26 protein-coding genes and 2 tRNA genes are annotated in these 25,769 nt (G+C 66.8%); 12 read left to right on the plus strand and 16 right to left on the minus strand.

Going from position 1 to position 25,769, the window contains the following annotated elements; translation table 11 throughout:
* Positions 1-261 precede the first annotated feature (261 nt).
* The 4 genes from AC3WLY_RS18220 to AC3WLY_RS18235 form a co-directional block, all read right to left on the minus strand.
* Positions 262-2,628 carry a RelA/SpoT family protein gene (locus AC3WLY_RS18220; RefSeq protein WP_175963679.1) on the minus strand — a complete coding sequence of 789 codons (2,367 nt, stop codon included), beginning with the start codon at positions 2,626-2,628 and terminating at the stop codon, positions 262-264.
* A gap of 63 nt (positions 2,629-2,691) precedes the next feature.
* Positions 2,692-2,895: a DNA-directed RNA polymerase subunit omega gene (gene rpoZ, locus AC3WLY_RS18225; RefSeq protein ID WP_006025620.1), complete on the minus strand. Its 204-nt coding sequence runs from the start codon at positions 2,893-2,895 to the stop codon at positions 2,692-2,694.
* Between the two features lie 58 nt (positions 2,896-2,953).
* The gene (gene gmk, locus AC3WLY_RS18230) at positions 2,954-3,637 is read right to left on the minus strand and encodes a guanylate kinase (RefSeq protein WP_111017610.1); all 684 of its coding nucleotides are present in this window, start codon (positions 3,635-3,637) and stop codon (positions 2,954-2,956) included.
* Positions 3,638-3,746: 109 nt separating this feature from the next.
* Positions 3,747-4,670, minus strand: a complete 924-nt coding sequence (locus AC3WLY_RS18235) for a YicC/YloC family endoribonuclease (RefSeq protein WP_034182984.1) — start codon at positions 4,668-4,670, stop codon at positions 3,747-3,749.
* A 174-nt stretch (positions 4,671-4,844) separates the two neighbouring features.
* On the opposite strand from AC3WLY_RS18235, the gene rph reads away from it, so the two are divergent.
* The 9 genes from rph to AC3WLY_RS18280 all read left to right on the plus strand — a co-directional run bounded on the left by rph (position 4,845) and on the right by AC3WLY_RS18280 (position 11,368).
* On the plus strand, positions 4,845-5,585 hold the full coding sequence (gene rph / locus AC3WLY_RS18240) for a ribonuclease PH (RefSeq protein ID WP_175963678.1): 741 nt from the start codon (positions 4,845-4,847) through the stop codon (positions 5,583-5,585).
* A complete protein-coding gene (gene rdgB, locus AC3WLY_RS18245; RefSeq protein ID WP_175963677.1) occupies positions 5,578-6,204 on the plus strand; it encodes an RdgB/HAM1 family non-canonical purine NTP pyrophosphatase in 627 nt (208 codons plus the stop codon). The genes rph and rdgB overlap by 8 nt, the downstream gene beginning before the upstream one ends.
* Positions 6,205-6,238: 34 nt before the next feature.
* Entirely contained in the window at positions 6,239-7,453 is a 1,215-nt protein-coding gene (gene hemW / locus AC3WLY_RS18250) for a radical SAM family heme chaperone HemW (protein WP_492309628.1), read from the plus strand.
* Positions 7,454-7,510: 57 nt separating this feature from the next.
* A tRNA-Ser gene (locus AC3WLY_RS18255) sits at positions 7,511-7,598 on the plus strand.
* Between the two features lie 139 nt (positions 7,599-7,737).
* Positions 7,738-8,133, plus strand: coding sequence for a hypothetical protein (locus AC3WLY_RS18260; RefSeq protein WP_492309629.1), 396 nt, complete (start codon positions 7,738-7,740; stop codon positions 8,131-8,133).
* 212 nt (positions 8,134-8,345) lie between these two features.
* On the plus strand, positions 8,346-8,639 hold the full coding sequence (locus AC3WLY_RS18265; RefSeq protein ID WP_175963675.1) for a hypothetical protein: 294 nt from the start codon (positions 8,346-8,348) through the stop codon (positions 8,637-8,639).
* A gap of 349 nt (positions 8,640-8,988) precedes the next feature.
* A complete protein-coding gene (locus tag AC3WLY_RS18270) occupies positions 8,989-9,480 on the plus strand; it encodes a TonB family protein (RefSeq protein ID WP_175963674.1) in 492 nt (163 codons plus the stop codon).
* A 294-nt stretch (positions 9,481-9,774) separates the two neighbouring features.
* Entirely contained in the window at positions 9,775-11,085 is a 1,311-nt protein-coding gene (locus tag AC3WLY_RS18275) for an MFS transporter (RefSeq protein WP_072436102.1), read from the plus strand.
* Positions 11,086-11,188: 103 nt separating this feature from the next.
* Positions 11,189-11,368 (plus strand): hypothetical protein, encoded by a 180-nt coding sequence (locus AC3WLY_RS18280; RefSeq protein WP_034182977.1) that lies wholly within the window; start codon positions 11,189-11,191, stop codon positions 11,366-11,368.
* Between the two features lie 19 nt (positions 11,369-11,387).
* Here the strand turns inward: AC3WLY_RS18280 and waaC are convergent, their stop codons facing one another.
* Entirely contained in the window at positions 11,388-12,386 is a 999-nt protein-coding gene (gene waaC, locus AC3WLY_RS18285) for a lipopolysaccharide heptosyltransferase I (protein WP_492309630.1), read from the minus strand.
* A gap of 170 nt (positions 12,387-12,556) precedes the next feature.
* Between waaC and AC3WLY_RS18290 the strand changes: the two genes are divergently transcribed.
* Positions 12,557-14,071: a chloride channel protein gene (locus tag AC3WLY_RS18290; protein ID WP_492309631.1), complete on the plus strand. Its 1,515-nt coding sequence runs from the start codon at positions 12,557-12,559 to the stop codon at positions 14,069-14,071.
* 116 nt (positions 14,072-14,187) lie between these two features.
* Here the strand turns inward: AC3WLY_RS18290 and AC3WLY_RS18295 are convergent, their stop codons facing one another.
* From AC3WLY_RS18295 to AC3WLY_RS18315, 5 genes are all read right to left on the minus strand, one after another.
* Entirely contained in the window at positions 14,188-14,589 is a 402-nt protein-coding gene (locus tag AC3WLY_RS18295; protein WP_175963671.1) for a YXWGXW repeat-containing protein, read from the minus strand.
* Between the two features lie 158 nt (positions 14,590-14,747).
* On the minus strand, positions 14,748-15,002 hold the full coding sequence (gene minE, locus AC3WLY_RS18300) for a cell division topological specificity factor MinE (protein WP_006476634.1): 255 nt from the start codon (positions 15,000-15,002) through the stop codon (positions 14,748-14,750).
* Between the two features lie 12 nt (positions 15,003-15,014).
* Positions 15,015-15,830: a septum site-determining protein MinD gene (minD, locus tag AC3WLY_RS18305; RefSeq protein ID WP_034182973.1), complete on the minus strand. Its 816-nt coding sequence runs from the start codon at positions 15,828-15,830 to the stop codon at positions 15,015-15,017.
* Between the two features lie 59 nt (positions 15,831-15,889).
* The gene (gene minC, locus AC3WLY_RS18310) at positions 15,890-16,669 is read right to left on the minus strand and encodes a septum site-determining protein MinC (protein WP_175963670.1); all 780 of its coding nucleotides are present in this window, start codon (positions 16,667-16,669) and stop codon (positions 15,890-15,892) included.
* A gap of 158 nt (positions 16,670-16,827) precedes the next feature.
* Complete coding sequence (locus AC3WLY_RS18315) at positions 16,828-17,490, minus strand: GNAT family N-acetyltransferase (RefSeq protein WP_492309632.1); 663 nt, start codon at positions 17,488-17,490, stop codon at positions 16,828-16,830.
* 517 nt (positions 17,491-18,007) lie between these two features.
* Between AC3WLY_RS18315 and AC3WLY_RS18320 the strand changes: the two genes are divergently transcribed.
* Complete coding sequence (locus AC3WLY_RS18320; protein WP_310137107.1) at positions 18,008-19,168, plus strand: fatty acid desaturase; 1,161 nt, start codon at positions 18,008-18,010, stop codon at positions 19,166-19,168.
* A gap of 114 nt (positions 19,169-19,282) precedes the next feature.
* On the opposite strand, the gene AC3WLY_RS18325 is transcribed toward AC3WLY_RS18320, so the two are convergent.
* The 4 genes from AC3WLY_RS18325 to serS form a co-directional block, all read right to left on the minus strand.
* On the minus strand, positions 19,283-20,818 hold the full coding sequence (locus AC3WLY_RS18325) for a methyl-accepting chemotaxis protein (protein ID WP_492309633.1): 1,536 nt from the start codon (positions 20,816-20,818) through the stop codon (positions 19,283-19,285).
* 89 nt (positions 20,819-20,907) lie between these two features.
* Positions 20,908-21,159, minus strand: coding sequence for a hypothetical protein (locus tag AC3WLY_RS18330; protein WP_492309634.1), 252 nt, complete (start codon positions 21,157-21,159; stop codon positions 20,908-20,910).
* A gap of 315 nt (positions 21,160-21,474) precedes the next feature.
* Positions 21,475-21,565: transfer RNA gene (locus AC3WLY_RS18335), tRNA-Ser, on the minus strand.
* Positions 21,566-21,680: 115 nt separating this feature from the next.
* The gene (serS, locus tag AC3WLY_RS18340) at positions 21,681-22,982 is read right to left on the minus strand and encodes a serine--tRNA ligase (protein ID WP_492309635.1); all 1,302 of its coding nucleotides are present in this window, start codon (positions 22,980-22,982) and stop codon (positions 21,681-21,683) included.
* 246 nt (positions 22,983-23,228) lie between these two features.
* On the opposite strand from serS, the gene AC3WLY_RS18345 reads away from it, so the two are divergent.
* Positions 23,229-23,498: a DUF2164 domain-containing protein gene (locus AC3WLY_RS18345; protein ID WP_072436110.1), complete on the plus strand. Its 270-nt coding sequence runs from the start codon at positions 23,229-23,231 to the stop codon at positions 23,496-23,498.
* A gap of 39 nt (positions 23,499-23,537) precedes the next feature.
* Here the strand turns inward: AC3WLY_RS18345 and AC3WLY_RS18350 are convergent, their stop codons facing one another.
* Positions 23,538-24,848 (minus strand): replication-associated recombination protein A, encoded by a 1,311-nt coding sequence (locus tag AC3WLY_RS18350; RefSeq protein ID WP_152855477.1) that lies wholly within the window; start codon positions 24,846-24,848, stop codon positions 23,538-23,540.
* Positions 24,849-25,044: 196 nt separating this feature from the next.
* Positions 25,045-25,734 (minus strand): outer membrane lipoprotein chaperone LolA, encoded by a 690-nt coding sequence (lolA, locus tag AC3WLY_RS18355; RefSeq protein ID WP_175962619.1) that lies wholly within the window; start codon positions 25,732-25,734, stop codon positions 25,045-25,047.
* Positions 25,735-25,769 lie beyond the last annotated feature (35 nt).

Raw genomic sequence — 25,769 nt, forward strand, 5'->3', positions numbered from 1 at the left:
GCTGTAGCTCAGTTGGATAGAGTACTTGGCTACGAACCAAGGGGTCGTGGGTTCGAATCCTGCCAGCCGCGCCACCTTAAAAGGGCTTTCCTCCGGGAAGGCCCTTTTTCTTTTCTGCCTCCCCTCTCCCGTCACTCGCGCCCCGATTTGCGAGCCGACGCGCTTCGGAAGAGCGCCGGCAAGGCCGCACCTTCGCTCCACGACGCACATGAAAACGGCGGCCATCAGCCGCCGTTGAACGATCGCCCTCGAGGGTACGCGTCAATAATCCTGCCGCTCGCGCTCGATGCGCATGCCGCCGTCGTGGCGCGCATGCGCGCCGTCGTCGGTCGAGCGCTCGCGCATGATCCGCATCACGTCCGGATTGGTTCGCACGCGCCGCATCACGTTCGCGAGATGCACGCGATCGCTGACCTGGATCACGAAACGCAGCACTGTCGATTCGTGTGTCAGATCCTCGTCCATCGCGATATGGACGATGTTCGCGTCGGCCGACGTGATGTCCGCCGCGACGCGCGCAAAGATGCCCTTCGTGTTCTTCACGAGCGCCTTCACCGCGACATCGAACAGTCGGCCCGGCTGCGGCGCCCATTCGACGTCGATCCAGCGGCCCGGATCGCGGCGATGGATGCGCTGCGCGACGCGGCAATCGGTCGTATGAATCGCCATCCCCAGGCCGATGCCGATGTAGCCCATGATCGCATCGCCCGGAATCGGCCGGCAGCATGCCGACAACTGCACGGACATCCCTTCGGTGCCGGTAATCACGACCGGCGGCGCATGATGCGCCGGATGCCGCTCGGACTTCGGCAGGTCGTCGTCCGCGTCGCGGCCGCTCATCAGCACCTCGATGCGCTTGGCCATCACCGCGGCGACGCGGCGGCCGAGGCCGATGTCCGCGAAAATTTCCTGACGGCTCTTGTTGCCCGTCCACTGCACGAGCTTTTCCCACACCTCAGGCGCAACGTCGGCCAGCGCGAGACCATAGCCCTTCAGGCTCTGGTCGACGAGCCGCTCGCCAAGCTGCACGGATTCGTTCAGGCGCATCGTCTTCAGGTAGTGACGAATCGCCGAGCGCGCCTTGCCGGTACGCACGAAGCCGAGCCACGCGGGGTTCGGCTTCGAGTACGGCGCGGTGATCACCTCGACGATGTCGCCGCTCTTCAGCTCGGTGCGCAGCGGCAGCAGCTCGTTGTTGATCTTCACGGCGACGCACTGGTTGCCGAGATCGCTGTGGATCGAATAGGCGAAATCGAGCGCCGTCGCGCCGCGCGGCAGCGCCATGATCTTCGACTTCGGCGTGAACACGTAGACCGCGTCGGGGAACAGGTCGATCTTCACGTGCTCGAGGAATTCGCTCGAATCGCCGGCTTCGCTCTGGATGTCGAGCAACGACTTCAGCCACTGGTGCGCGCGCTTCTGCACGTCGCTGAGATCCGCACTGCCGTTCTTGTACAGCCAGTGCGCGGCGACCCCCGCCTCGGCAATCTCGTGCATCTTGCGCGTGCGCACCTGGAACTCGATCGGTGCGCCGAACGGGCCGACAAGCGTCGTGTGCAGCGACTGATAGCCGTTGATCTTCGGGATCGCGATGTAGTCCTTGAACTTGCCGGGCACCGGCTTGTACAGCGAGTGCAGCGCGCCGATGCACGTGTAGCAGTCGAGCGGGCTGTCGACGACGACACGAAAGCCGTACACGTCGAGTACCTGCGAGAACGACAGCTGCTTGTCGCGCATCTTGCGGTAGACGCTGTAGATCGTCTTTTCGCGGCCGGTGATCTCGGCGTCGATCTTCGCGTCGGCCATCGCGCGCTGCGCGGCCTCGAGGATCTTGCTGATCACTTCGCGGCGGTTGCCGCGCGCGGCCTTCACGGCCTTCTCGAGCGTCGCGTAGCGATGCGGGTTGAAGTTCGCGAAGCTCATGTCCTGCAGCTCGCGATACGTGTTGTTCAACCCGAGCCGGTGCGCGATCGGCGCGTAGATGTCGAGCGTTTCCCGCGCGACGCGGCGGCGCTTTTCCATCGGCACCGCGCCGAGCGTGCGCATGTTGTGCAGGCGGTCGGCGAGCTTGACGAGAATGACCCGCACGTCGCGCGCCATCGCGAGCAGCATCTTGCGGAAATTTTCCGCCTGCGCTTCCTCGCGGCTGCGGAATTCCATCTTGTCGAGCTTCGACAGGCCGTCGACCAGTTCGGCGACCTTCGGGCCGAACCGTTCGGCCAGCTCGTTCTTGGTCACGCCCTGGTCTTCCATCACGTCGTGCAGCAGCGCGGCCATCACGGCCTGCGCGTCGAGCTTCCAGCCGGCGCAGATTTCCGCGACGGCGACGGGATGGGTGATGTAGGGTTCGCCGCTCTGGCGGTATTGACCGAGGTGGGCTTCGTCGCTGAAGTGGAACGCCGCCTTGACCTCTTTGATTTCGTCCGGAGCGAGATACTCGGCAAGCGCGGCCGTCAGTTTCGCGATCGAAACGACGCCATGCTTGCGCGGCTGCTCCGGAGTGGCGGTCGGCCCGAACAGATGCCGGAAGGACTGTTCGAGGACCGCGTCGATGTACTGGCGCGCAGGCGACCGGGCCGTGGTTTCGGTGGTCGAATCCGCGGAGGCGGACGATGGGGTGGTGCTCATATTCGCCTCCAGGTCGAGTCGTTGCGCGCGTGGACTACATGGCTGGAACGGGCCGGATGCGCGTTACACCGGCACCTTCTTCAGCATCTCGACGCCGACCTGGCCGGCGGCGATCTCGCGCAGCGCGACGACGGTCGGCTTGTCGCGGCTTTCGATCTTCGGCGTATGGCCTTGCGCGAGCTGCCGCGCGCGATAGGTGGCGGCGAGCGCCAGTTCGAAGCGATTCGGGATTTGCTTCAGGCAGTCTTCGACGGTAATGCGAGCCATGTTGGTAATTCCTTCTGAATATAGTGCTTATTCTACCTTATGTCCCTCGTGCCCCGCGTCATTCCGCGTGGGGCAGATGGATGCCAAGCTCGATGAACAGCTCGGCGTGTCGCGCGTACTGCGAAGCAAAGCGCAGGCGCGTCGCCGCGACGATGCATTCGAGCTCCGCGAGCGCACGCTCGAAATTCTCGTTGATCACCACGTATTCCGCTTCCGACGCGTGCGCGATCTCGCTGCCGGCGGCAAGAAGACGCCGCGTGATCACGTTCGGCTCGTCCTGGCCGCGCTTCTTCAAACGCTCCTCGAGCGCGTCGAGCGACGGCGGCAGGATGAAGATGCCGACCGCGTTGCGGAACTGCTTCTTCACCTGCAATGCGCCCTGCCAGTCGATCTCGAGCAGCACATCGTGGCCGTTCTTCATCTGCTCTTCGATCCAGACGCGCGACGTGCCGTAGTAGTTGCCGTGCACTTCCGCGCTCTCGAGGAATTCGTGCGCCGCGTGACGCGTGCGGAAATCGTCGACGGTCGTGAAGTGGTAATGCTGGCCGTCCTGTTCGCCCGGGCGCGGCTTGCGCGTCGTGTACGAGATCGACAGGCAGATGTCGCTGTCCTTCGACAGCAGCGCATTCACGAGCGTCGACTTGCCGGCGCCCGACGGCGCGACGACCATGAACAGGTTGCCGGGATAGACGCCGCCGTGCAGCGAATGCGCGGCGTGGCCGTCGTGAGTGGGTTGGGTCATGTCAGCCTCCGCCGGGCCGCCCGGCACTTCGATGGAAGCGCCCGGCGGAGACGGGGGGGCTGCGCCCCCCCGAGCGAACGCAGTGAGCGTGGGGGTTGTTTCATCTCGGTTACTCCAGGTTTTGCACTTGCTCGCGCATCTGCTCGATCAACAGCTTGAGCGCCATCGACGCGTCGGCGAGTTCCTTCGCCGCCGCCTTCGAGCCGAGCGTGTTCGCTTCGCGATTCAGCTCCTGCATCATGAAGTCGAGACGCTTGCCGACGCGGCCGCCCTTCTCGATCACATGACGCGTTTCGTTAAGGTGCGCGGTGAGCCGCGACAGCTCTTCCGCGATGTCGATCCGGATCCCGTACATCGTCACTTCCTGACGAATGCGTTCCGCGGCTTCCTCGCGCGTCACGATCGGCGCGCTGCCTTCGGGCGCCGCGATGCCGAGCGCTTCCTGCAGCCGCTCGACGATCTTCTGCTGATGCTTCGCGATCAGCTCCGGCACGAGCGGCGTGATGCGCGCGACGATCGCTTCCATCTCGGCGACGTTCGACAGCAGCATCGTCGCCAGTTGCGCGCCTTCGCGCGAACGCACGACGACGAGCTCGCCGATCGCTTCCTTGCCGCATGCGAGCACCGCGTCGCGGATCGCGTCGGCCGACACGCCGCTTTCCGCGATCACGCCGGGCCAGCGCAGGATCTCGCCCGCGCGCAGGCGGCCGACGCCCGGGAACGAGTCGAGCACCGCGCGCTCGAGATCGGCAAGCTGGCCGAGCGCCGACTGGTTCAACGCGCCCGCGCCGATGCTCTGTTCGCCGCGCTGCAGGTTGATGCGCACGTCGACCTTGCCGCGCGACAGCTTGTTCATCAGCATTTCGCGCAGCGCGGGTTCGCACGCGCGCACGTCGTCCGGCATCCGGAAATTCAGGTCGAGGAAGCGCGAGTTCACGGTGCGCAGTTCGACCGACACGCTGGTGCCGCCGTTGCCGGTGGCCGTTGCGAGTTCGCGCGTCGCGCTCGCGTAGCCCGTCATGCTGTAGATCATGGTTCGTCTCGCCGTCTGGTTGCCCTCGCGGGCGGGGATATGTCGAGGCGCCCGGCGCATCGGACAAGCGCGGGGCGGGAAGCGCGCATTATCCCATTTTTGCGGACCACCCCGCCGGGCAAGCCCGCCGTTCGGCGCTAAAATCGGGGTTTCCTCTCCTTCCGCGATTCCCACATGACGTCCTCCCTTTCCCGCCCGAGCGGCCGCCGCGCCGACGAACTGCGCAAGGTCGCCCTCACGCGCCACTACACGAAACATGCGGAAGGCTCCGTGCTGGTCGAATTCGGCGACACCAAGGTGCTCTGCACCGCGAGCGTCGCCGAGCGCGTGCCCGAATTCCTGCGCGACCGCGGGCAAGGCTGGCTGACCGCCGAGTACGGGATGCTGCCGCGCGCGACGCACACGCGCAGCGACCGCGAAGCCGCGCGCGGCAAGCAGACGGGCCGCACGCAGGAAATTCAGCGCCTGATCGGCCGCGCGCTGCGCGCGGTGTTCGATCTCGAGGCGCTCGGCCCGCGCACGATCCACATCGACTGCGACGTGATCCAGGCCGACGGCGGCACGCGCACGGCGAGCATCACCGGCGCATTCGTCGCCGCACACGACGCCGTGTCGAAGCTGATCGCGGCCGGCAAGCTCACGCGCTCGCCGCTCACCGACCACGTCGCCGCGATCTCGGTCGGCGTGTACGACGGCGCACCGGTGCTCGACCTCGACTACGCGGAAGATTCGCGCTGCGACACCGACATGAACGTCGTGATGACGGGCGCCGGCGGCTTCGTCGAAGTCCAGGGCACGGCCGAAGGCGTGCCGTTCTCGCGCGCCGAGATGAATGCGCTGCTCGACCTCGCGCAGGGCGGGATCGCCGAGCTCGTGCAACTGCAGAAGGACGTCCTGGGCGCCGGCCATGCCTGACGATCGCACCATCGCGCCGCTGTCGCGCATCGTTCTCGCGTCGAACAACCCCGGCAAGCTGCGCGAATTCACCGCGCTGTTCTCGACGGTCGGCATCGAGATCGTCCCGCAGGGCGACCTTGCGGTGCCCGAGGCAGCCGAGCCGTTCGGCACGTTCATCGAGAACGCGCTGACGAAGGCGCGGCACGCGTCGCGGCTCACCGGGCTGCCGGCGATCGCCGACGATTCGGGCCTGTGCGTGCGCGTGCTGCGCGGCGCGCCGGGCGTCTATTCGGCGCGCTACGCGCAGCGCGCCGGCCGCGACAACGGCGACGCGGCGAACAACGCGTATCTCGTCGAGCAGTTGCGCGGCGTCGACGACCGGCGCGCATACTATTGCTGCGTGCTCGCGCTCGTGCGCCATGCGGACGATCCCGAGCCGCTGTTCGCCGAAGGGCGCTGGGCCGGCGAGATCGTCGACGCGCCGCGCGGCGAGCACGGATTCGGCTACGACCCGTATTTCTACCTGCCGTCGCTCGGCGCGACGGCAGCCGAACTCGAGCCGGCCGTGAAGAACACGCACAGTCATCGCGCGCTTGCGCTGAAGGCGCTGCTTGCGCGGCTCGCGGAGGAGGCATGACCATGCCCGATACCCATCCGCTGCGGGAGGTCGCATGAGCCAGGCAGCGGAAACCGGCGCGCGCGTCGTCGCGACGTTCACGTCACCCGGACAGGTGCGGCTCACGTCGCTGCCGCCGCTCGCGCTGTACGTGCATTTTCCGTGGTGTGTGCGCAAATGCCCGTACTGCGATTTCAACTCGCACGAGTGGAAAGGCGAACGGTTCCCGGAAACCGAGTATCTCGACGCGCTGCGCGCCGATCTCGAGCAGGCACTGCCGCTCGTGTGGGGACGGCAGGTGCATACCGTGTTCATCGGCGGCGGCACGCCGAGCCTGCTGTCGGCGGCCGGTCTCGACCGGATGCTGTCCGACGTGCGCGCGCTGCTGCCGCTCGACGCCGACGCCGAGATCACGCTCGAGGCGAATCCGGGCACGTTCGAGGCCGCGAAGTTCGCGCAGTTCCGCGCGAGCGGCGTGAACCGGCTGTCGGTCGGGATCCAGAGCTTCAACGAGGCGCACCTGAAGGTGCTCGGCCGGATTCACGACACCGCGCAGGCGCGCGCGGCCGTCGAGATCGCCGCGAAGAACTTCGACAACTTCAACCTCGACCTGATGTTCGCGCTGCCGAACCAGACGCTCGACGAATGCCGCACGGACATCGAGACCGCGCTGTCGTTCGCGCCGCCGCATCTGTCGCTGTACCACCTGACGCTCGAGCCGAACACGCTGTTCGCGAAGTTCCCGCCGGTCGTCCCCGACGACGATGCATCGGCCGACATGCAGGAATGGATCCACGCGCGCACGGCCGAGGCCGGCTACGGGCGCTACGAAGTTTCCGCTTATGCGAAGCCGAATCATCAGTGCAAGCACAACCTGAACTACTGGCGCTTCGGCGACTATCTCGGGATCGGCGCGGGCGCGCACACGAAGCTGTCGTTCCCGAACCGGATCCTGCGGCAGGCACGCTACAAGCATCCGGCGACCTTCATCGAGCAGGCGATGGCCGGCGCGGCCGTGCAGGAAGAGCGTGAAGTCGGCGCGCGCGACCTGCCGTTCGAGTTCATGCTGAACACGCTGCGGCTGGTCGAGGGCTTCCCCGTGCACAGCTTCGCCGAACGCACGGGCCTGCCGATGAGCACGATCGAGCCGGCGCTGAAGGAAGCGGAACGGCGCGGGCTGATCACGCGCGATTTCACGCAGATCGCGCCGACGCCGCTCGGCCAGCGTTTCCTCAACGACCTGCAGGAATTGTTCCTGCGCGACGATTGAAGCGATGCCGACTCCGGTCGACAGCGGCGGCATTTCGGTTACAATGCCGCCTCGCGTGGAAGCGTGGCCGAGCGGTTTAAGGCACTGGTCTTGAAAACCAGCGACGGGAAACTGTCCGTGAGTTCGAATCTCACCGCTTCCGCCAGGAAATTCGCCAAACCCCGTCCATTCGCTGAATGACGGGGTTTTTGTTTGTCCGCACGCCCCTCCCCAACGTTCCGACGCATCGCACCGGATGCCGTTACAATCCGGCGCTCCGATTCGCGAAACGGGAAACCCACGTCATGAAACCCTTCATCGTCTCGTCGCTCGTCGCCGTGCTGGCTGCCGTCAGCACGCACGCTGCGGCCGATACCGCCTCCGGCAGCGGCGCACCGGCGTCGTGCGCGATCGCGTACGTGACCGGCGTCGGCGGCTCGCCGCGCGGCCTGAGCGAATACCTCGCGAGCCCGTCGCCCTACAACTACCTGAAGGACAACGATCTCCAGTGCAAGGTGTCGGACGACGGTCGCACGTCGAACTGCACCGGCGTGACCTACCTCCGGAACGAACAGGTCAGCGTATACGACGATTCCGCTCCGGCGACGCTGACCGTCGTGGCGCGCGTGGAGCTCGACCACGGCCAGAAGTACCCGGTGATCGTCGTCGTGCAGCGAAAGGACGCGCGCTGCAAACAGTGACGCAGCCATGCGCGCGAGCGTGTCCGTCGAGACGGAACGTGCGCTCGCGGCGGTGCACAACCCAATCCGCGTAACGGCCGCTGTCGCGCCGCGCCGGAAGCCTCCCGGGCCGCCCCGCGATCACCTAGAATTCGTTCAACACGGCGACACGACCGCCGCCGCGTACTCGATGCCGCACGCGCCACCCCTGCGCGCGGCACACGGAGATCGCCATGACCGAACTGTCGACACCGACGGATCACGTCGATTACGAAGGCTTCGAGATCCATGTCGTGCCGGCCGCCGCGCCCGGCAACGACACGCGCTACACGTACACCGGCTACGTGTGCCATCCAGGCGCGAATCCCGCGCTGCCCGGCCACGCGGTGCCGTTCCATGCGGACGGCGAGGAAAGCTTCGCGAGCATCGATGAAGCGGTCCGCGAAGCCGTGCACATCGGCAAGAGCATCATCGACGGCACGCACCCCGACCTGTCGGTGCTGTCGCTCGTCACGCACGGCTTCTGAAGCGGACAAACGACATCGCATGTGATTGTGCGGACGTCGGTCGCGGTGCTGCATTCGGCGACCGCTGCGCGCCGCAGGACGATCGACGCGAGCCTGCGCGCGACTCGCGTGCCGCGCCTTTCAAGCTTTCAAACTTGCAACATGCGCGCCGGCATGCGCATGCTCTGCCGTAACGCGAGCGAGTCGGACGCGCTGTCACATGTCACGTCACATCGCGACGCGCGGTGCGGCGTCCGGACGTCATCATCAGCGATTGCAACGTCTCGCATCGCGCGTTATGCGTTTCTCCCGATATCGACTCGCGTGCGTACGCCTATCATTTTTTTATAGTCACTTCTGGCTATCTCCCATGCGCCCCGTTCTTACTCCGCGCGTCGACCGGCTGCGTGTTGCTGCGCTGGCCGTCGTCGCCATGCTTGCCGCATGCACGATCACGCCGCCGCCGTCGCTTCACCCGGTCCTGACGATTCCGTCGATCACGCGCAGCGCGAGCCGCGCCCAGTATCGCGTCGAGATCGCGCAACGCGTTGCCGAACGCAATCCGTCCGGCGTACTGCACGGCACACCGCAGGCGATGCTCCGCTCGCTCGTCGTCGTCGCATTCACCGTCGATCGCGACGGCCGCCTCGTCAACGCCTCCGTCTATCGCAGCAACGGCGACAGCGAGGCGGAAGCGCTCGCGCTCGCGTCGCTGCGCCGCTCGGCGCCGCTGCCTGCGCCGCCGTCGCGACTGCTCGACGGCAACGGCCAGATCGAAATGATGGAAGGCTGGCTCTTCAACGACGACGGCCACTTCCAGTTGCAAAGCACTGCGTCCGCGCAGGCGCAATCGCTCGACTGACCACCCGCCGCGTCGCAATTGCCGGTATGCGGCGGCGCTGGCTATAATTTTCCGCAATCGCGCGGCCATCACGCCGCGCGCGCGTTCGCGCGCCCCACCCGGCATGCGAGCCGACCACGCCGGCACCGGGCGGCGGCGACATACCCGTCTCCATCGTCGACCGGCGGGTGACGTTCGCGCCACGGCGCGCGTCCACGCCACCACCGCATCATCCGCTCGGCTGCCCATCGGCAGACGTCCGCCTGCCCGAGCGCACGCACAGCCGACCGCCCCAACGACAAAACGGAGACATCCATGTCCGCATCCCCCCCGGCCGTTGCACACGCAACCGGCTCGGCCGGCGCCGTCAGCCACCGGCGCATCGTGTTCGCGAGCTTCATCGGCACCGCGATCGAGTTCTACGATTTCTACGTGTACGCGACGGCCGCCGCGCTCGTCATCGGCCCCGTCTTCTTCCCGCACGGCTCCGCGACCGCGCAGGCGCTGTCCGCATTCGTCACGTTCGGCATCGCGTTCATTGCGCGCCCGATCGGCTCGTTCCTGTTCGGGCATTTCGGCGACCGCATCGGCCGCAAATCGACGCTCGTCGCGTCGCTGCTCGTGATGGGCGTGTCCACCACCGCGATCGGCTTCGTGCCCGGCTACGACGCGATCGGCACGCTCGCGCCGGTGCTGCTGTGCGTGCTGCGCTTCGGCCAGGGGATCGGCCTCGGCGGCGAATGGGGCGGCGCTGCGCTGCTCGCGACCGAGCACGCACCGCAGGGCAAGCGCGGCTGGTTCGGGATGTTCCCGCAGCTCGGGCCCTCGGTCGGCTTCCTGATGTCGAACGGGCTGTTCTTCGCGCTCGCGCTGTCGCTGTCCGACGAGCAGTTCCGCAGCTGGGGATGGCGCATCCCGTTCCTGGTCAGCGCGGTGCTCGTCGCACTCGGCCTGTACGTGCGGCTCAAGATCACCGAAACGCCCGCGTTCCAGGCAGCGCTCGACCGCAACGAGCGCGTGCGCGTGCCGGTCGCGACGCTCGTCACGCAACACTGGCAGCCGACGCTGCTCGGCGCGCTCGCGATGGTCGTCTGCTACACGCTGTTCTATATCTCGACAGTGTTCTCGCTGTCGTACGGCGTGTCGGCGCTGCATATTCCGCGCCAGAGCTTCCTCGGCCTGCTGTGTTTCGCGGTCGTGTTCATGGGGCTCGCGACGCCGCTTTCCGCGTGGGCATCGGACCGTTTCGGCCGCAAGCCGGTGCTCGTCGTCGGCGCAATCGCCGCGCTGCTGTCGGGTTTCGCGATGGAACCGCTGCTCGGCAGCGGCTCGATGCCGCTCGTCGCGCTGTTCCTGACGATCGAACTGTTCCTGATGGGCGTGACGTTCGCGCCGATGGGCGCGTTGCTGCCGGAACTGTTCCCGACCAACGTCCGCTACACGGGCGCGGGCGTCGCGTACAACCTCGGCGGGATTCTCGGCGCGTCGATCGCGCCGTATATCGCGCAACTCCTGGCTGCGCGCGGCGGGCTGTCGTGGGTCGGCGGCTACGTATCGGTCGCGGCGGCGATCAGCCTGGTCGGCGTGCTGCTGATGCGCGAAACGCGCGACGCGTCGCTCGTCTGAGACTCCGGGACGGCCCGGGTTGTGCGGCGACCGGCGCTACCTATACTCGATCCTGGGCGCGCCGCAGCGCGCCCCCGGGATCCCGCCCCGAAGGAGCCGCGCCATGAACATCCGCCTCGGCAATGCCGATCTCGTCCTGATCCTCGCGCTCGCGCTGGGTGGCGCGCTGCTGCTCGCGCTGCGCTTCCGGCCGAAGACATGGCGCGGCCTCGTGTTCGAGGCGCTGCTGGCGAATCTGGCGGCCATCGCCGCCGTCATAACGGTCGAGGCGCTGCTGGCCTGAACCGGCCCGCCCCGCTGCGTCAGGCCGTCAGCCGCGCGCGCAGCGCGCCATACGCAGGGTCGACCGTATCGATCGCGTCGAGCGCCTGCTCGACGGACGGGATCGTGCCCGGCTCGCCGATCGACAGTGCATTCGGTGCGCCGCCGATGCCGCAATGGTGACGCGACGTCGCGACGAAAATCATCACGGTCGGCCGCTGCAGCGCGTGCGCCATATGCACGAACCCCGTATCGACCCCCACCACGAGCGCGGCCCGGCCGAGCGCCGCGCCGAGTTCGCGCACGGTCATCGCGGGCAGCACGATCGCGCCCGGCGCGCGCGCGGCGATGTCCTGCGCATCGTCATGCTCGGCAGCCGATCCCCACGGCACCAGCACGCGCACGCCACGCGCCATCATCTGCGTGGCGAGCGCGGCCCAGTGGTCGGCCGGCCATTTCTTGTCGGGATTGGACGTCGCATGGAACAGCAGCATGAACGGCGCGCCGTCGGTCACGGCGGCCGGCAGGCTCGCATCCTGCGGCGCGACGATGCCGTACGTGGCGACGCCTTCGGGCACGTAGCCGAGCGCCTCGCCGGCGCTCACGCGCATCCCGTGCCATGCGTCGCAGTCCGGCCGCGGGCCGAAGCGATGCGAATACGCGAAGCGTGCGCCCGTTTCGCCGAGATCCTGAGTCTGGTAGCCGACGCGGCGTGCGGCGCGCGCCAGCGCCGAAATGATCGCGCTCTTGTAGACGCCGTGCAGGTCGATGACGGCATCGTAACGGTGCGCACGCAACGCACCGATCGACGCCGAGATCGCCTTCAGGTCGCCGACATTCCGGAGTTTCTTGAAGCGTCGCAGCGGCGCGCACAGGACGGCGCTCACGCCCGGATGCCAGCGCACGACCTCGGCGCACGATTCGTCGACGGCCCAGTCGATCGTCACGCCGGGAAAGGCGCGATGCAGGTCCGCGACGACGGGCAGCGTCTGGACGACGTCGCCGAGCGACGTCACTTTTACGATGAGGATGCGTTTCACGATATGTGGGGATTGACGACCATTTCGGCATGCTAGCGACGGTTGCCGCGCGCGAACATTACTTCAGCATTACATTTGCAACAAAATGCATCAAGCTTGCGAAACGCTGTCGCCCCGGCGTGGCTCCGGTTCCTTCTTATAATGCGGTCTTTGCCTTCCGGCCCGCGCCGATGCCACGCCCCGCCCTTCCCGCGCTGTTTCCTGCTCTCACCCGCCGCTCGCTGCGCATCTGGCGCCAGTACGGCGTTTTCTGGCTCGGCGCGATCGTCGTCGGCCTCGCGGCCGTGCTCTATGCGCGGCTGATCGACTGGGGCTACGAGACGTTCCGCACGATGCGCGATCATGCCACGTGGCTGCCGCTGCTGCTGACGCCGGCGATCGCCGCCCTGTCGGTGTGGATCACGCGCCGGTTCTTCCGCGGCGCCGAGGGCAGCGGCATCCCGCAGGTGATCGCAACGCTGCATGCGCGCCCGAGTGCATTCGGCGCCCGGCTGCTGACGCTGCGCATCCTGTTCGGCAAGGTGCTGGTCTCGTTCCTGGGCATCCTGGGCGGCTTCACGATCGGCCGCGAGGGGCCGACCGTGCAGGTCGGCGCGGCGCTGATGTTCAACCTGCGGCGCTTCTACCCGCGCTCGAACGCGCAGATCGAACGCCAGCTGGTGCTGGCCGGCGCGGCAGCCGGGCTGTCGGCCGCATTCAATACGCCGCTCGCCGGAATCGTGTTCGCGATCGAGGAGCTGACCCGCAGCTTCTCCGCGCGCGCGAGCGGCGTGCTGATCACCGCGATCATCCTCGCCGGCGTCGTCGCGCTCGGCCTGAACGGCAACTACACGTATTTCGGCACGATCGATGCCGGCCTCCATTTTCCGAAGCTGCTGGCGCTCGCGGTGCTGGTCACCGCGATCGTGACGGGCATCGCGGGCGGCCTGTTCTGCTGGCTGCTGCTCAACACGGGGCGCTGGCTGCCCGCGCAACTCCTCGGCCTGTATCGCGAGCGTCCGATCGCGTTTGCCGCGCTGTGCGGCTTCGCGATCGCCGTCGTCGGCCTCGTGTCGGGCGGCACGACGTTCGGCAGCGGCTACGCCGAGGCGCGCGGCCTGCTCGACGGCCGCGAGCAGTTGTCGGTGTTCTACCCGTTCCTGAAAATGGTGTCGATGGTCGCGTCGTACCTGCCGGGCATCCCGGGCGGGATCTTCGCGCCGTCGCTGTCGATCGGCGCCGGGTTCGGCAACCTGCTGCACGTCGTGTTCGGCAACATGAGCCTGCCGATGCTGATCGCGCTCGCGATGGTCGGCTATCTTGCGGCCGTCACGCAGTCGCCGATCACGTCGTTCGTGATCGTGATGGAGATGATCAACGGCCACGCGCTCGTGATTTCGCTGATGGCCACCGCGCTGGTGTCGAGCCGCGTGTCGCGCTTTTTCGCGCCGCCGCTCTACGAAACGCTCGCCCAGCGCTATCTCGCGCCGCCCGTTGCGGCCGCGGCAACCGCGACGGGTGCGGCGGCCGCGACCGGCGTCACCGAGCCGCAGGATGCGACCGCCGCGCCCGCCGATCCGCTCGACACGCTGCGCGACGAAGGCAGCGACGCACCGGCCGCCGCTGCGCCGGGCGAGCACGCGGCACGCGCAACGGCGACGCACGACGACGACCCGGCGCAGCCCGGCCCGCGCGACGCTCAGTAAATCACGACGGGTGCCGGCCGGTAGTAGACGGGCCGCGCCGGCACGACGATGCACCCGGCCAGCGTGATCGCGACGAGCGCGATGGCGATTGCGGTTCTTTTCATCACGCGCCTCCGTCACGCCCAGTGGCCGCGGGTCCAGAACCAGTTCGGACCCCGCTGATCCCAGTGGCCCGGCACCCAGCGCATACCGACGCGCTCGGCTTCCCAGTGACCGCCGATCCACACGTAGCGGCCATGATCCCAGTGCCAGTGACCGCGCTCCCACACATAGCCCACCCGCGCCGTCGGCAGGACCTCGTAGCGCACGGGCGGCGGCGCATTCGGCGCGACGACGACGATTTCCTCGGCGCGCACGGCGACCGGTTCGGCGACGACCACGCGGCCCTGCGGCGCGATCACGGGTGCGCCGACGAGAATCTCGTCCGCATGCGCGGCAAACGGCGCGGCGACGGCTGACAGGCCCGCGGCAAACAGCGCGAGCGAAACGATACGACGGTGAACGGTGGAGACAGCCATCACAACCTCCTGGTTGAACAAGTAACGCAAAGCGTATTCGTTCAATGCGGGAGGACCGATAACGGCCGACAGACGCGTTGTTACGGCGTGCCCGAAAGTGCAACAGGGCGTAAGACGCGCACGGCGGCGGGGCCGCCGTGCGGAGGGACAGGCAAGCGTCAGGCTTGCGGAATCTCGATCTTCACTTCAAGGACTTCGAGATCGTCCTGGCGCTCGAGGCTCACGCGGATGTCATCGTCCGAAATATGGACGTACTTCGAGATGACCGCGACGAGTTCCTTCTGCAGCGCCGGCAGGTAGTCGGCCGGCGGCCGGCCACCGACCCGTTCGTGCGCGATGATGAGCTGCAGGCGCTCCTTCGCGACCGATGCGGACTTCTTCTTCTCGCCGAGGAGAAACGAAAGGATGGACATGGGCGGCCTCCGTTACTTGCTGCCGAAGAGGCGCTGCAGCAGGCCCGGCTTCTGGTAATCGGTGAAGCGCAGCGGCTTGTCCTCGCCGAGGAAGCGCGCGACGACGTCCTTGTACGCTTCGGCGACGTCGGTGCCGTCGATGTGCACGGCCGGCAGGCCCTGGTTCGACGCGTGCAGCACGGCTTCCGACTCGGGCACCACGCCGATCAGCTTGATGCGCAGGATCTCGCTGATATCCTCGAGCGACAGCATCTCGCCTTCGCTCACGCGCTTCGGGCTGTAGCGCGTGATCAGCAGGTGCTCCTTGATCGGATCCTTGCCTTCGGTCGCGCGCTTCGTCTTCGACGACAGGATGCCGAGAATGCGGTCCGAGTCGCGCACCGACGACACTTCCGGGTTCGTGACGATCAGCGCTTCGTCCGCGAAGTACATCGCGTGCAGCGCGCCGGCCTCGATGCCGGCCGGCGAATCGCAGACGATGTATTCGAAGTCCATCGCGACCAGGTCGTTCAGCACCTTCTCGACACCGTCGCGCGTCAGCGCATCCTTGTCGCGCGTCTGCGACGCCGGCAGGATGAACAGGTTCTCGCACTTCTTGTCCTTGATCAGCGCCTGGTTCAGGTTCGCTTCGCCCTGGATCACGTTCACGAGGTCGTACACCACGCGGCGCTCGCAGCCCATGATGAGATCGAGGTTGCGCAAGCCGACGTCGAAGTCGATCACGGCCGTCTTGTGGCCGCGCAGCGCGATACCGGACGCAAAGCTCGCGCTCGTCGTCGTCTTGCCCACGCCGCCCTTGCCCGAGGTCACCACGATGATTTTTGCCATTTACCCAATACCCTGTGTTCGTCAATGAGAGCCGATCGATCCGGCGCGCACCGCGTGAATTACGTCAGGCGCAGCGGTTCGATCATCAGTTTTTCCTCTTCGAGCCGGATCTGCACCGCTTTGCCCAGTACTTCGGCGGGCAACGGGTTCTCGGTTGTTCGATAGATACCCGCGATCGAAATCAGTTCCGGTTCGAGACACGTGCAGAAAATGCGCGCGTCGTGATTGCCGTGCACGCCCGCGAGTGCGCGGCCGCGCAACGGCGCGTAGATGTGGATATTGCCTTCCGCGATGATCTCCGCGCCGTGACTGACCGGCGCAAGCACCACGAGGTCTCCTTTCGCGTAAATCTGCTGCCCCGAACGCAACGGCCGGTCGATCACGAGCGTCTGTCCGCCCGTCTGGTTCGACGCCGGCGCCGGCTCGGACGCCTGTTCGGGTGCCGCCGCGGCGGCCGCAGCGACGACGGCCTCGGCGACCGGCGACGCTTCCGAGCCCTCGTCCGGCTTCGCGGCCGGCGCGCGGCGATCGCGCGCCTCGAGCAACGGCAGGCCGCCTTCCGCCGCCCAGCCCTGCGTTGCCGATGCGACCACGCCCACCGGACGCATCCGCACGTCGTTCAGCATCTGGCGGATATCGGCCAGCGCGACGCGCTCGCCGTCCGCCAGGCGGCGGACGTCGATCGCGACGACATCGTCGGCAAAAAACTCGGGAGTCGCTTCGAAGCGCTTGACCAGTTCGGCACGCAACGCGTCGAGATCGGTCGTCTTCACGGTGAACAGCAACGTATCGACCGATCCGCTGCGCAGCTCGAAGAATGGCGATTTTTTAAGCGACATGGACACTCTGCAAAAATTTTTTGCGTATTTTACAGGCGTCCACGCGCGCGGCCATTATTTTTGGGACACCGGGTTGCGATGGCCCGGGCGGGCGCGCAACCCGCAGATGGGCAGGCAGGCGGGCGACCAGACCTTCATCGCGCCGCGCGGGCGTCACGTCAGTGCTTCACTTGCGACACGAACAGCGATTTCATCGCGCCGGGCATCCGCGCGATCGGCGCGTGTTCGCCGGTGTTGCCGAAACCTGCGCGCTCGTAGAAACGGATCGCGTTGCGGTTCGCATCGGCGATCCATGCATAGACCTCCCGGGCGCCGCGCTCGGCGAGCCACGCGGTGGCCGTTTCCAGCAGCAGCACGCCGCCGCGCAGGTGACGTACCGCGTGCGCGACCCACAGCTCGCTGACGAACGCACGCCGGTCGGGCGTGTTGTCGAAATACGCGCCGATCATGCCGGCCGGATGGCCTTCGGTGTACAGCAGGAAAGTCGTCGACTCGTCGGACACGGCACGCTGCGCGGCAATCGCCGACGCTGCGTCCGTTTCGACGTTCAGCAATTCGGCCTCCGGCGCTTCGCCGGGTGCATAGGGCTCACGCAGCGACGCGGCGCGGAGTTCGCGATACACGCCGCCCTGGTCGGCAACGATACGACGAACGGTCAAGGTCGAACTCATGCAGGCACAGCCCCCTTCGGACAGCAAGCTAGTAGCTTCAACCGAAAGCGGGGCATGAGTCAAATCGTTATTTTCAAACGGCGGCGCGAATCGAAAGGCGACAGGCGTCGTCGCCGGCGGCGTGTACCAACCGGTGTGCAGATGCAGCATCGGCATATCGACGCGTGTCGACGGACGGCAGCCGCGGCCTCTTCGTTCGACGCCTCGCTTCGTTCGCCTTGCTATACGCGGCAGACGCGTTTCGGGCGCTTTGCATCTCGTCCCGAAGGCTGTAGTGATCCGTAATATATGTAGCCGAAACAGGTGCCCCGCCGATACCAGCCCCATTTTGCTTATTGCGTTGCAACATTCGTTGCAAGCCCGCAGGGCGATACCCGCGCGCGCCACACCGCGCCAATCATCTGATAAACACGCGGATCACGCGGGCCGATCCGGCCGCCCCGGCATGTTTCAATCGGCGCGCGCCGGCCCTTCCCGGCACGCGTCGCACGCGCCCCTTCGTTTGGAGCCTCGCGCCTAGCGCCGGGGTTTGGAAAGCGTGTACGCAGGTCGTATAACAGGCAGAACCGGACGACGATCCGGCGCCACCGCGCGTGTCGCGGACCAGCGAGGATTCGAACAACCGTGCATGCGGCCGCCCACCGGGCCGGCCGACTGGAGGGAGACAATGGCAATGACCGACGGATCGGCTTCGGGCTGGTCGGATGGCAAGCGATATCTGTGGCTGCTCGGCGCGCTGACGATCACGCTGCCGATCCTCTCCGCCCAGCTCGCGCTGTCGACGGGCCTTCACGTGTTCTGGTGGTTCGGCCCGCTGTTCGCGTTCGGCGTGATCCCGATCCTCGACACGCTGATCGGCGACGATCGCGACAATCCGCCCGAAGCCGTCGTGCCGCACCTCGAACGGGAGCGTTATTACCGGTTCATCGTCTATCTCGCGACGCTCGTCGAGTACGTCGCGTTCTTCCTGTGCGTATGGATCGTCGGCACGCACACGCTCGCGTGGTACGACTACGTCGGCTTTGCGCTGTCGCTCGGCGCCGCGACGGGCATCTCGATCAATACCGCGCACGAGCTCGGGCACAAGACGAACCGCTTCGAACGCTGGCTCGCGAAGATCACGCTCGCGCCGGTCGCGTACGGCCACTTCTATGTCGAGCACAACCGCGGCCACCACGTGCGCGTCGCGACGGCCGAAGATCCGGCGAGCGCACGCTACGGCGAGTCGTTCTGGGCGTTCCTGCCGCGCACCGTGACCGGCAGCATCCGCTCGGCATGGCGGCTCGAAAAGGCACGCCTCGAGCGGCTCGGGCATTCGCCGTGGACCTGGCGCAACGAGGTGCTGCACGCGTGGGCGATGACCGTCGTCGTGTGGGGCATTGCGATCGCGATGGCCGGCAAAGTGGTGATCCCGTTCCTCGTGATCCAGGCTGTCTACGGCGCGTCGCTGCTCGAAGTCGTGAACTACGTCGAGCACTACGGGCTCGGCCGCCGCAAGCTGCCGAGCGGCCGCTACGAGCGCTGCACGCCGCAGCATTCGTGGAACAGCAATCACGTCGTCACCAACCTGTTCCTGTACCAGTTGCAGCGGCACGCCGACCATCACGCGAATCCGACGCGCTCGTACCAGGCGCTGCGCCACTTCGACGATTCGCCGCAACTGCCGGCCGGCTACGCGACGATGATCCTGTTCGCGTACGTGCCGCCGCTCTGGTATCGGGTGATGAATCCGCGCGTCGTCGCGCACTACGGCGGCGACATGGCGCAATCGAACATCAAGCCGTCGATTCGCGCCCGGGTGCTCGCGCAGTATCCGGCCGCGGCGTGATTGCGGATGACGGGCCGGCGGGAACCGGCGCATGCTCGCCACGTCGCGCGCCGCTGAAAACCGCCGCCGCACCGGCATCCGATTCCGTTGGAGCCAGGCGCGACGGCGACGCCGTCACGCCATTTCCGGCAACCTGAACACGGCCACCGCGTGCCGCAGCGCACTCGCCTGCTCGGCCAGCGCCTGCGTCGCGGCCGTGGCCTGCTCGACGAGCGCCGCGTTGCGCTGTGTCGCTTCGTCCATCTGCGTGACCGCGACGTTCACCTGCTGGATGCCGCCGCTCTGCTCCTGCGACGCGGACGAGATCTCGCCGACGATCGTCGTGACGCGCTGCACCGCGTCGACGATCTCGTGAATCGACTCTCCCGCGCGGCCAATCAGCACGGCACCCTCGTCGACCCGCTGCGTCGATTGCTCGATGAGCCCCTTGATCTCCTTCGCAGCCGACGCGCTGCGCTGCGCGAGCGTGCGCACCTCCGCCGCGACGACCGCGAAGCCGCGCCCCTGCTCGCCCGCGCGTGCCGCCTCGACGGCCGCGTTCAGCGCGAGGATGTTGGTCTGGAACGCGATGCCGTCGATTACCGCAATGATTTCGCCGACCTTTGCCGCGCTGTCGGCGATGCCGTTCATCGTGCGGACGGCGTCCGTCATCACGCCGCCGCCTGCGGACGCGATGTTCGATGCGTCGCGCGCAAGCTGCGCCGCATGCTGCGCGTGTTCGGCCGACTGGCGCACGATGCCGGTCAGTTCGGTCATGCTGGCCGCCGTCTCCTCGAGCGACGCAGCCTGCGATTCGGTGCGCGACGACAGATCGTGATTGCCCGAAGCGATCTGCGCGCTCGCCGTCGCGACGGCTTCGGCATGCGTCCGCACCTCGAGCACGACGCCCGACAGGCTCGTCTGCATCGCCTGCAGCGCACGCAGCAGATCGGCGATCTCGTCGCGGCCGGTTGCATCGACGTCGCGCGTCAGGTCGCCGCCGGCGACGGCCTGCGCACACGCCACCGCACGGTCGAGCGGACGCAGGATCGCACGGCTGAACAGGAACGCGCCGACCATCGCGACGCCGAGCACGACCAGCATCAGCGCGAGGCTCGCGGTAGTCGCGCGCTGCGCGTCCCGGCTCGCCTGCGCCGACACGGCGGCGCTCTCGTCGGCGATCGACTTCGCGGCCCGCTCCAGCAGCGCAGCCGGTTCGCGGTCGACGCCCGCGACGGCGGCATCGCCGGCCGATGGCTCGAAGCCGGCCGCCTTGAACGCGTCGAAGCCGCGCCGGTAGCCGTCGCCCATCGCCGTGTGCGCACGCATGAACTGCTCGACGAGCGAGCGGCTGTCGCCAGGCGGCAACTGACGGACGAGCTGAGCGGCGAGCGAAGCGACCGCATGCTCGCGCGTCTGGAATGCCTGCCAGTAATGGTCGAGCTTGTCGGGCTGCTTGCCGCGCAGCAGCGTGTCCTTCCATTCCTGCACCTGCAGCTTGAACTGCAAGAGCGTGGCCGATACGAGCCGTTCGTCGCCGACGTTCGTCTGAACGTCTTCGGCGAACGTATCGATCGACCGGTTGAGGATGTGGATGCCGTACAGCGCGCCGCAGAACATCAGCAGCAGCGCGACGGCGAATGCGAGGGGAATCTTGTAGCTCAGCTTCATGGGACCTTGAATCGACGGGGGACGACGCGGCTCGGCACGGGCGCCGGCCGCCGCACCGTGTTAACGGCGCGGGACGAGAAGGCTTAAAACTAAGGAATGTGGCGAAGACCGGCGGTGCAGCGCTGGCCGGTCAGGTGGGATGCGCCGCATGCTGCCCGTCTGTCGCGGCAGTTCGAGACGAGGACAACGGCAAGCAGCGCGCATGCAAACAACGCGATGAATTCGGCGAGATCGTCATGCCGCCACGTACTCGCAAGGACGAACGGTACGGCGATCAGTTGCACGATGCTGCTGCGATAGGCGAACTCGAGCACAAGGTGCAGCTCGGCGTGCGTGCTCACCAGCGATACAGGTCCGGCCAGGAAAGCCGGGCAATGCGTCGAACCGGACGAGATCGCTCTCGATCGACGGCTGTGCTGGCGCGACGCACAGGTAGTCGAGTACTACGACAGCCCGGCTGAAGGCGGCAAGCGCGACGATGCACAGGCCGATTCGCGCAATCGCCACGATCGTGCGCGCAGTTCGTCGTCATCGCATCAGCACGTCCGATGTGCCGATGGCTAAACCGTTGTCACTGCAACGGCAATCGGCACATCGCGCCGCAGACCCAAAACGAAAAACCCCTTGATCCTTCCGAATCAAGGGGTTTCGTATTCTGGCGGAGAGGGTGGGATTCGAACCCACGGTACGGGGAAACCGTACGCCTGATTTCGAGTCAGGTACATTCGACCACTCTGCCACCTCTCCGTTTTACTGCACTTCCCGGCTGGTCATGTCCGGGAAAGAAAAGATTATAAAACGATCTTTTCTGAGCTGACAAGCCCTTTCCGCAATTTTTTTGCGAGGGCTTCGGCAGCCGATTTCACGACGCCTTTGCCGGCGCGTCGATCCGCTCCATGCCGCCCATGTACGGACGCAGCGCTTCCGGCACCGTGACCGAGCCGTCCGCGTTCTGGTAGTTCTCCAGCACCGCGACGAGCGTACGGCCGACCGCGAGACCCGAACCGTTCAGCGTATGCACGAGTTCGGGCTTGCCCTGCGCGTTGCGGAAACGCGCCTGCATCCGGCGCGCCTGGAACGCCTCGGTGTTCGAGCAGCTCGAGATCTCGCGATAGGTGTTCTGCGCGGGCAGCCACACCTCGAGGTCGAACGTCTTCGCAGCCGAGAAGCCCATGTCGCCCGTGCACAGCGTGATCACACGGTACGGCAGGCCGAGCTTCTGCAGGATCGCCTCCGCATGGCCGACCATCTCGTCGAGCGCCGCGTACGACGTTTCCGGCGCGACGACCTGCACCATCTCGACCTTGTCGAACTGGTGCTGGCGGATCATCCCGCGCGTGTCGCGACCGTACGAACCGGCTTCCGAGCGGAAGCACGGGGAATGCGCGGTCAGCTTGATCGGCAGCGCGGACGCGTCGACGATCGACTCGCGCACGGTGTTCGTCAACGAGATCTCGGACGTGGAGATCAGGTATTGCGTGACCGTGTTCTCCGCGCCGCCCTTCTCGACCCGGAACATGTCGTCCGCGAACTTCGGCAACTGGCCCGTGCCGTAGAGGATCTCCGGGTTCACGATGTACGGTGTGTACGTCTCGGTATAGCCGTGCTGCTGCGTGTGCGTATCGATCATGAACTGCGCGAGTGCGCGGTGCAGGCGTGCGATCGGGCCGCGCAGCATCGTGAAGCGCGCACCGGCGAGCTTCGCGCCCGTCTCGAAATCGAGACCGAGCGGCGTGCCGACATCGACGTGATCCTTCACCTCGAAGTCGAACTGGCGCGGCGTGCCCCAGCGGCGCGCCTCGACGTTGTCGGCTTCGTCGTTGCCGACCGGCACGCTTTCGTGCGCGACGTTCGGCATGCCCAGCATCAGGTCGGACAGGCGCGCCTGGATGTCGCCGAGCTTGGCTTCGCCCGCCTTCATCTCGTCGCCGATCCCGCCGACCTCGGCCATCACCGCCGACGTGTCCTCGCCCTTCCCCTTCATCGCGCCGATCTGCTTCGACAGGCTGTTGCGGCGCGCCTGGAGCTCTTCGGTGCGGGTCTGGATCGCGCGGCGTTCCGCTTCGAGTGCGGAGAACGCGGCGATGTCGAGGGTGTAGCCGCGATCGGCGAGGCGCTTGGCAACGCCGTCGAGGTCTTTGCGCAGCAACTGGATGTCGAGCATGGGAGGACTTGGAAAATCGTTGTATGAGACGGGAATTCTAACGCACCGCGCGGCCGCCACGGCACCGGCCTGATGGACGATGCCCGAAAACGGCCGGTCGTGGCAGTATCAGCATGCCGGCTCGCCTAAGCGGCCGGAGCATCACATTGTGCCAAACCATTGCGGACGGCGAAACGCCTGCACCGGCCGCACGCAACGCGTCGAACGACGCCCCCGCTTCCGCATCACAGCCCTTCAAGGAACCCGATGGCCATCGAACTGGACAAGGAAGTACGCGACCGCGCAATCGCATCGCTGCAACGTTATTTCACAGAAAACATGGACGAGCCGATCGGCAACATCCAGGCCGGCGCGCTGCTGCACTTCTTCGTCGAGGAGATCGCGCCCGCGATCTACAACCTCGCGATCGCAGACGCACAGGAACGCCTGCAAGCACGGGTCGCCGAGCTCGACATCGACTGCCACGAAGAGCCGTTCGAATACTGGAAGAAACAGCAGCCGGGCCGCAAGCGCTGACGCATCCGGAACGGCGCCGGCCGGGCCGCGCGTTGCCCGTCAGTCCTTCTTGCCGGCCTCGCGGTCGAGCTCGCGCAGCCACGCGAGCTTGTCGGCGATCTTCGATTCGAGCCCGCGCGGCACCGGCTTGTACCAGTGCGGCTCGCGCACCCCGTCCGGCAGGTACGTCTCGCCGGCCGCATACGCGTTCGGTTCGTCGTGTGCGTAACGATATGCGTGGCCATAGCCGAGTTCCTTCATCAGCTTGGTCGGCGCGTTGCGCAGATGCACGGGCACCTCGCGCGACTTGTCCTGCTTCACGAACGCCATTGCCTGGTTGAACGCGTTGTAGCCGGCGTTGCTCTTCGCCGCGCACGCGAGATAGATCACCGCCTGCCCGAGCGCGAGTTCGCCTTCCGGCGAGCCGAGCCGCTCGTAGGTCTCGGCCGCGTCGTTCGCCATCTGCAGCGCGCGCGGATCGGCAAGGCCGATGTCTTCCCACGCCATCCGCACGATGCGCCGCGCGAGATACTTCGGATCCGCGCCGCCGTCGATCATCCGGCAGAACCAGTACAGCGCGCCGTCGGGGCTCGAACCGCGCACCGACTTGTGCAGCGCCGAGATCTGATCGTAGAAGTTGTCGCCGCCCTTGTCGAAGCGCCGCGCGTTCAGCGTCATCGCGCTGCTGACGAATTCGGCGTCGATCGTCGCGACGCCGGCCGACGATGCCGCTGTCTGCGCCTGTTCGAGCAGGTTCAGGAAGCGCCGCGCGTCGCCGTCCGCATAACCGACCAGCGTATCGATCGCCTTGTCGTCGAACGCGAGGCCGTCGAGCGCGATTTCCTGCGCGCGCTTCAGCAACTGGCGCATCTCGTCGTCGTCCAGCGACTTCAGCACGTACACCTGCGCACGCGACAGCAAGGCCGAGTTGACCTCGAAGCTCGGGTTCTCGGTCGTCGCTCCGATGAAGGTCACGAGCCCCGACTCGACGAACGGCAGCAACGCATCCTGCTGCCCCTTGTTGAAGCGGTGGATCTCGTCGACGAACAGGATGGTGTGGCGGCCGGTGCGGTTCAGCGTGTCCTTCGCCTGCTCCATCGACTCGCGGATGTCCTTCACGCCGCCGAGCACCGCGGACAGCGCAATGAACTCGCAGTCGAACGCGAGCGCGGTGAGCCGCGCGAGCGTCGTCTTGCCGACACCGGGAGGCCCCCACAGGATCATCGAATGCGGCTTGCCCGATTCGAACGCGAGCCGCAGCGGCTTGCCTTCGCCCAGCAAATGCGTCTGGCCGATCACCTCGGCGAGTGTCTTCGGCCGCAGCGCCTCGGCGAGCGGCCGGCGCGGCTCGACTTGAAACAGGTCGGACATGAACCCTCGCTCCACATCAAACAATGGCGGCCGAACCGGCCGCCGGACCCGACATTATGACAGCCGCACGACGGCGCCGCCGTGCCTGGTACCCGGTGCCCGCGCCCGGTGCCCGCGCCTGGTGCCCGCGCCCGCAAACGACACGGGCCTGCCGTCGCCGGCAGGCCCGTTGCGGAAAAGCGGCGCGCGGCGCCGGTCAGCCGTTGATCACGTCGGCGCCCTTCGGCACGACGAACTTGAACGTGTCGCCCTTCAGCGGCGGATTCGTCTGGATGTTCGTAAACGTCAGCAGCGTGACGTTGCCGAACACGTCATGCAGCTCCATCGCGGCGAGCGTGCCGTTCCGGAAGCCGATGCCGATCCGCTGGAACTGCGTGTCCTGCGCCTTCGGCAGCATCTCGAGCCATTCGATGCCGCCCTTCTCGCCGGCATCGCGCAGCGTGTAGCTCTTGTCGAGATCGTTGCTGCCGAACAGGATCGCGGCGGGGCTCGCGCCCAGCGCGCCGTTCAGCTTGCGCTCGGTGACCTGGTTCAGGTCGCGGTCGTACACATAGAGCTTGTCGCCGTCGGCCTGCAGCACCTGCTGGTACGGCTTCTGGTACGTCCAGATGAACTTGCCCGGCCGCGCGAACACGAACGTGCCGCTCGAATTGTCGGTGGGCTTCGGCGCGGCCTGCGCGGCGCTCGCGCCCTTGGCCGGCGCCTTGACGATCTGCTGCGTGAAGTCGCCCTTCGCCGAGCGCACCTGCGACACGAAGGCCTTCAGTTGCTCGGTGCCGCCCGCGAACGCGTGCGTCGCCGCGAGCATCAGCGATGCGCCGGCGAACGCCGCACCGAGCCAGCGCCGCGTCGAACGAAGAGACATTGCGAACGAATGTTGCTGCATATTGCGGTTTTCTCCGTGGGTGGCCGGCGCTGCGG

The organism is Burkholderia sp. FW306-1C-G01B, assembly GCF_058781685.1.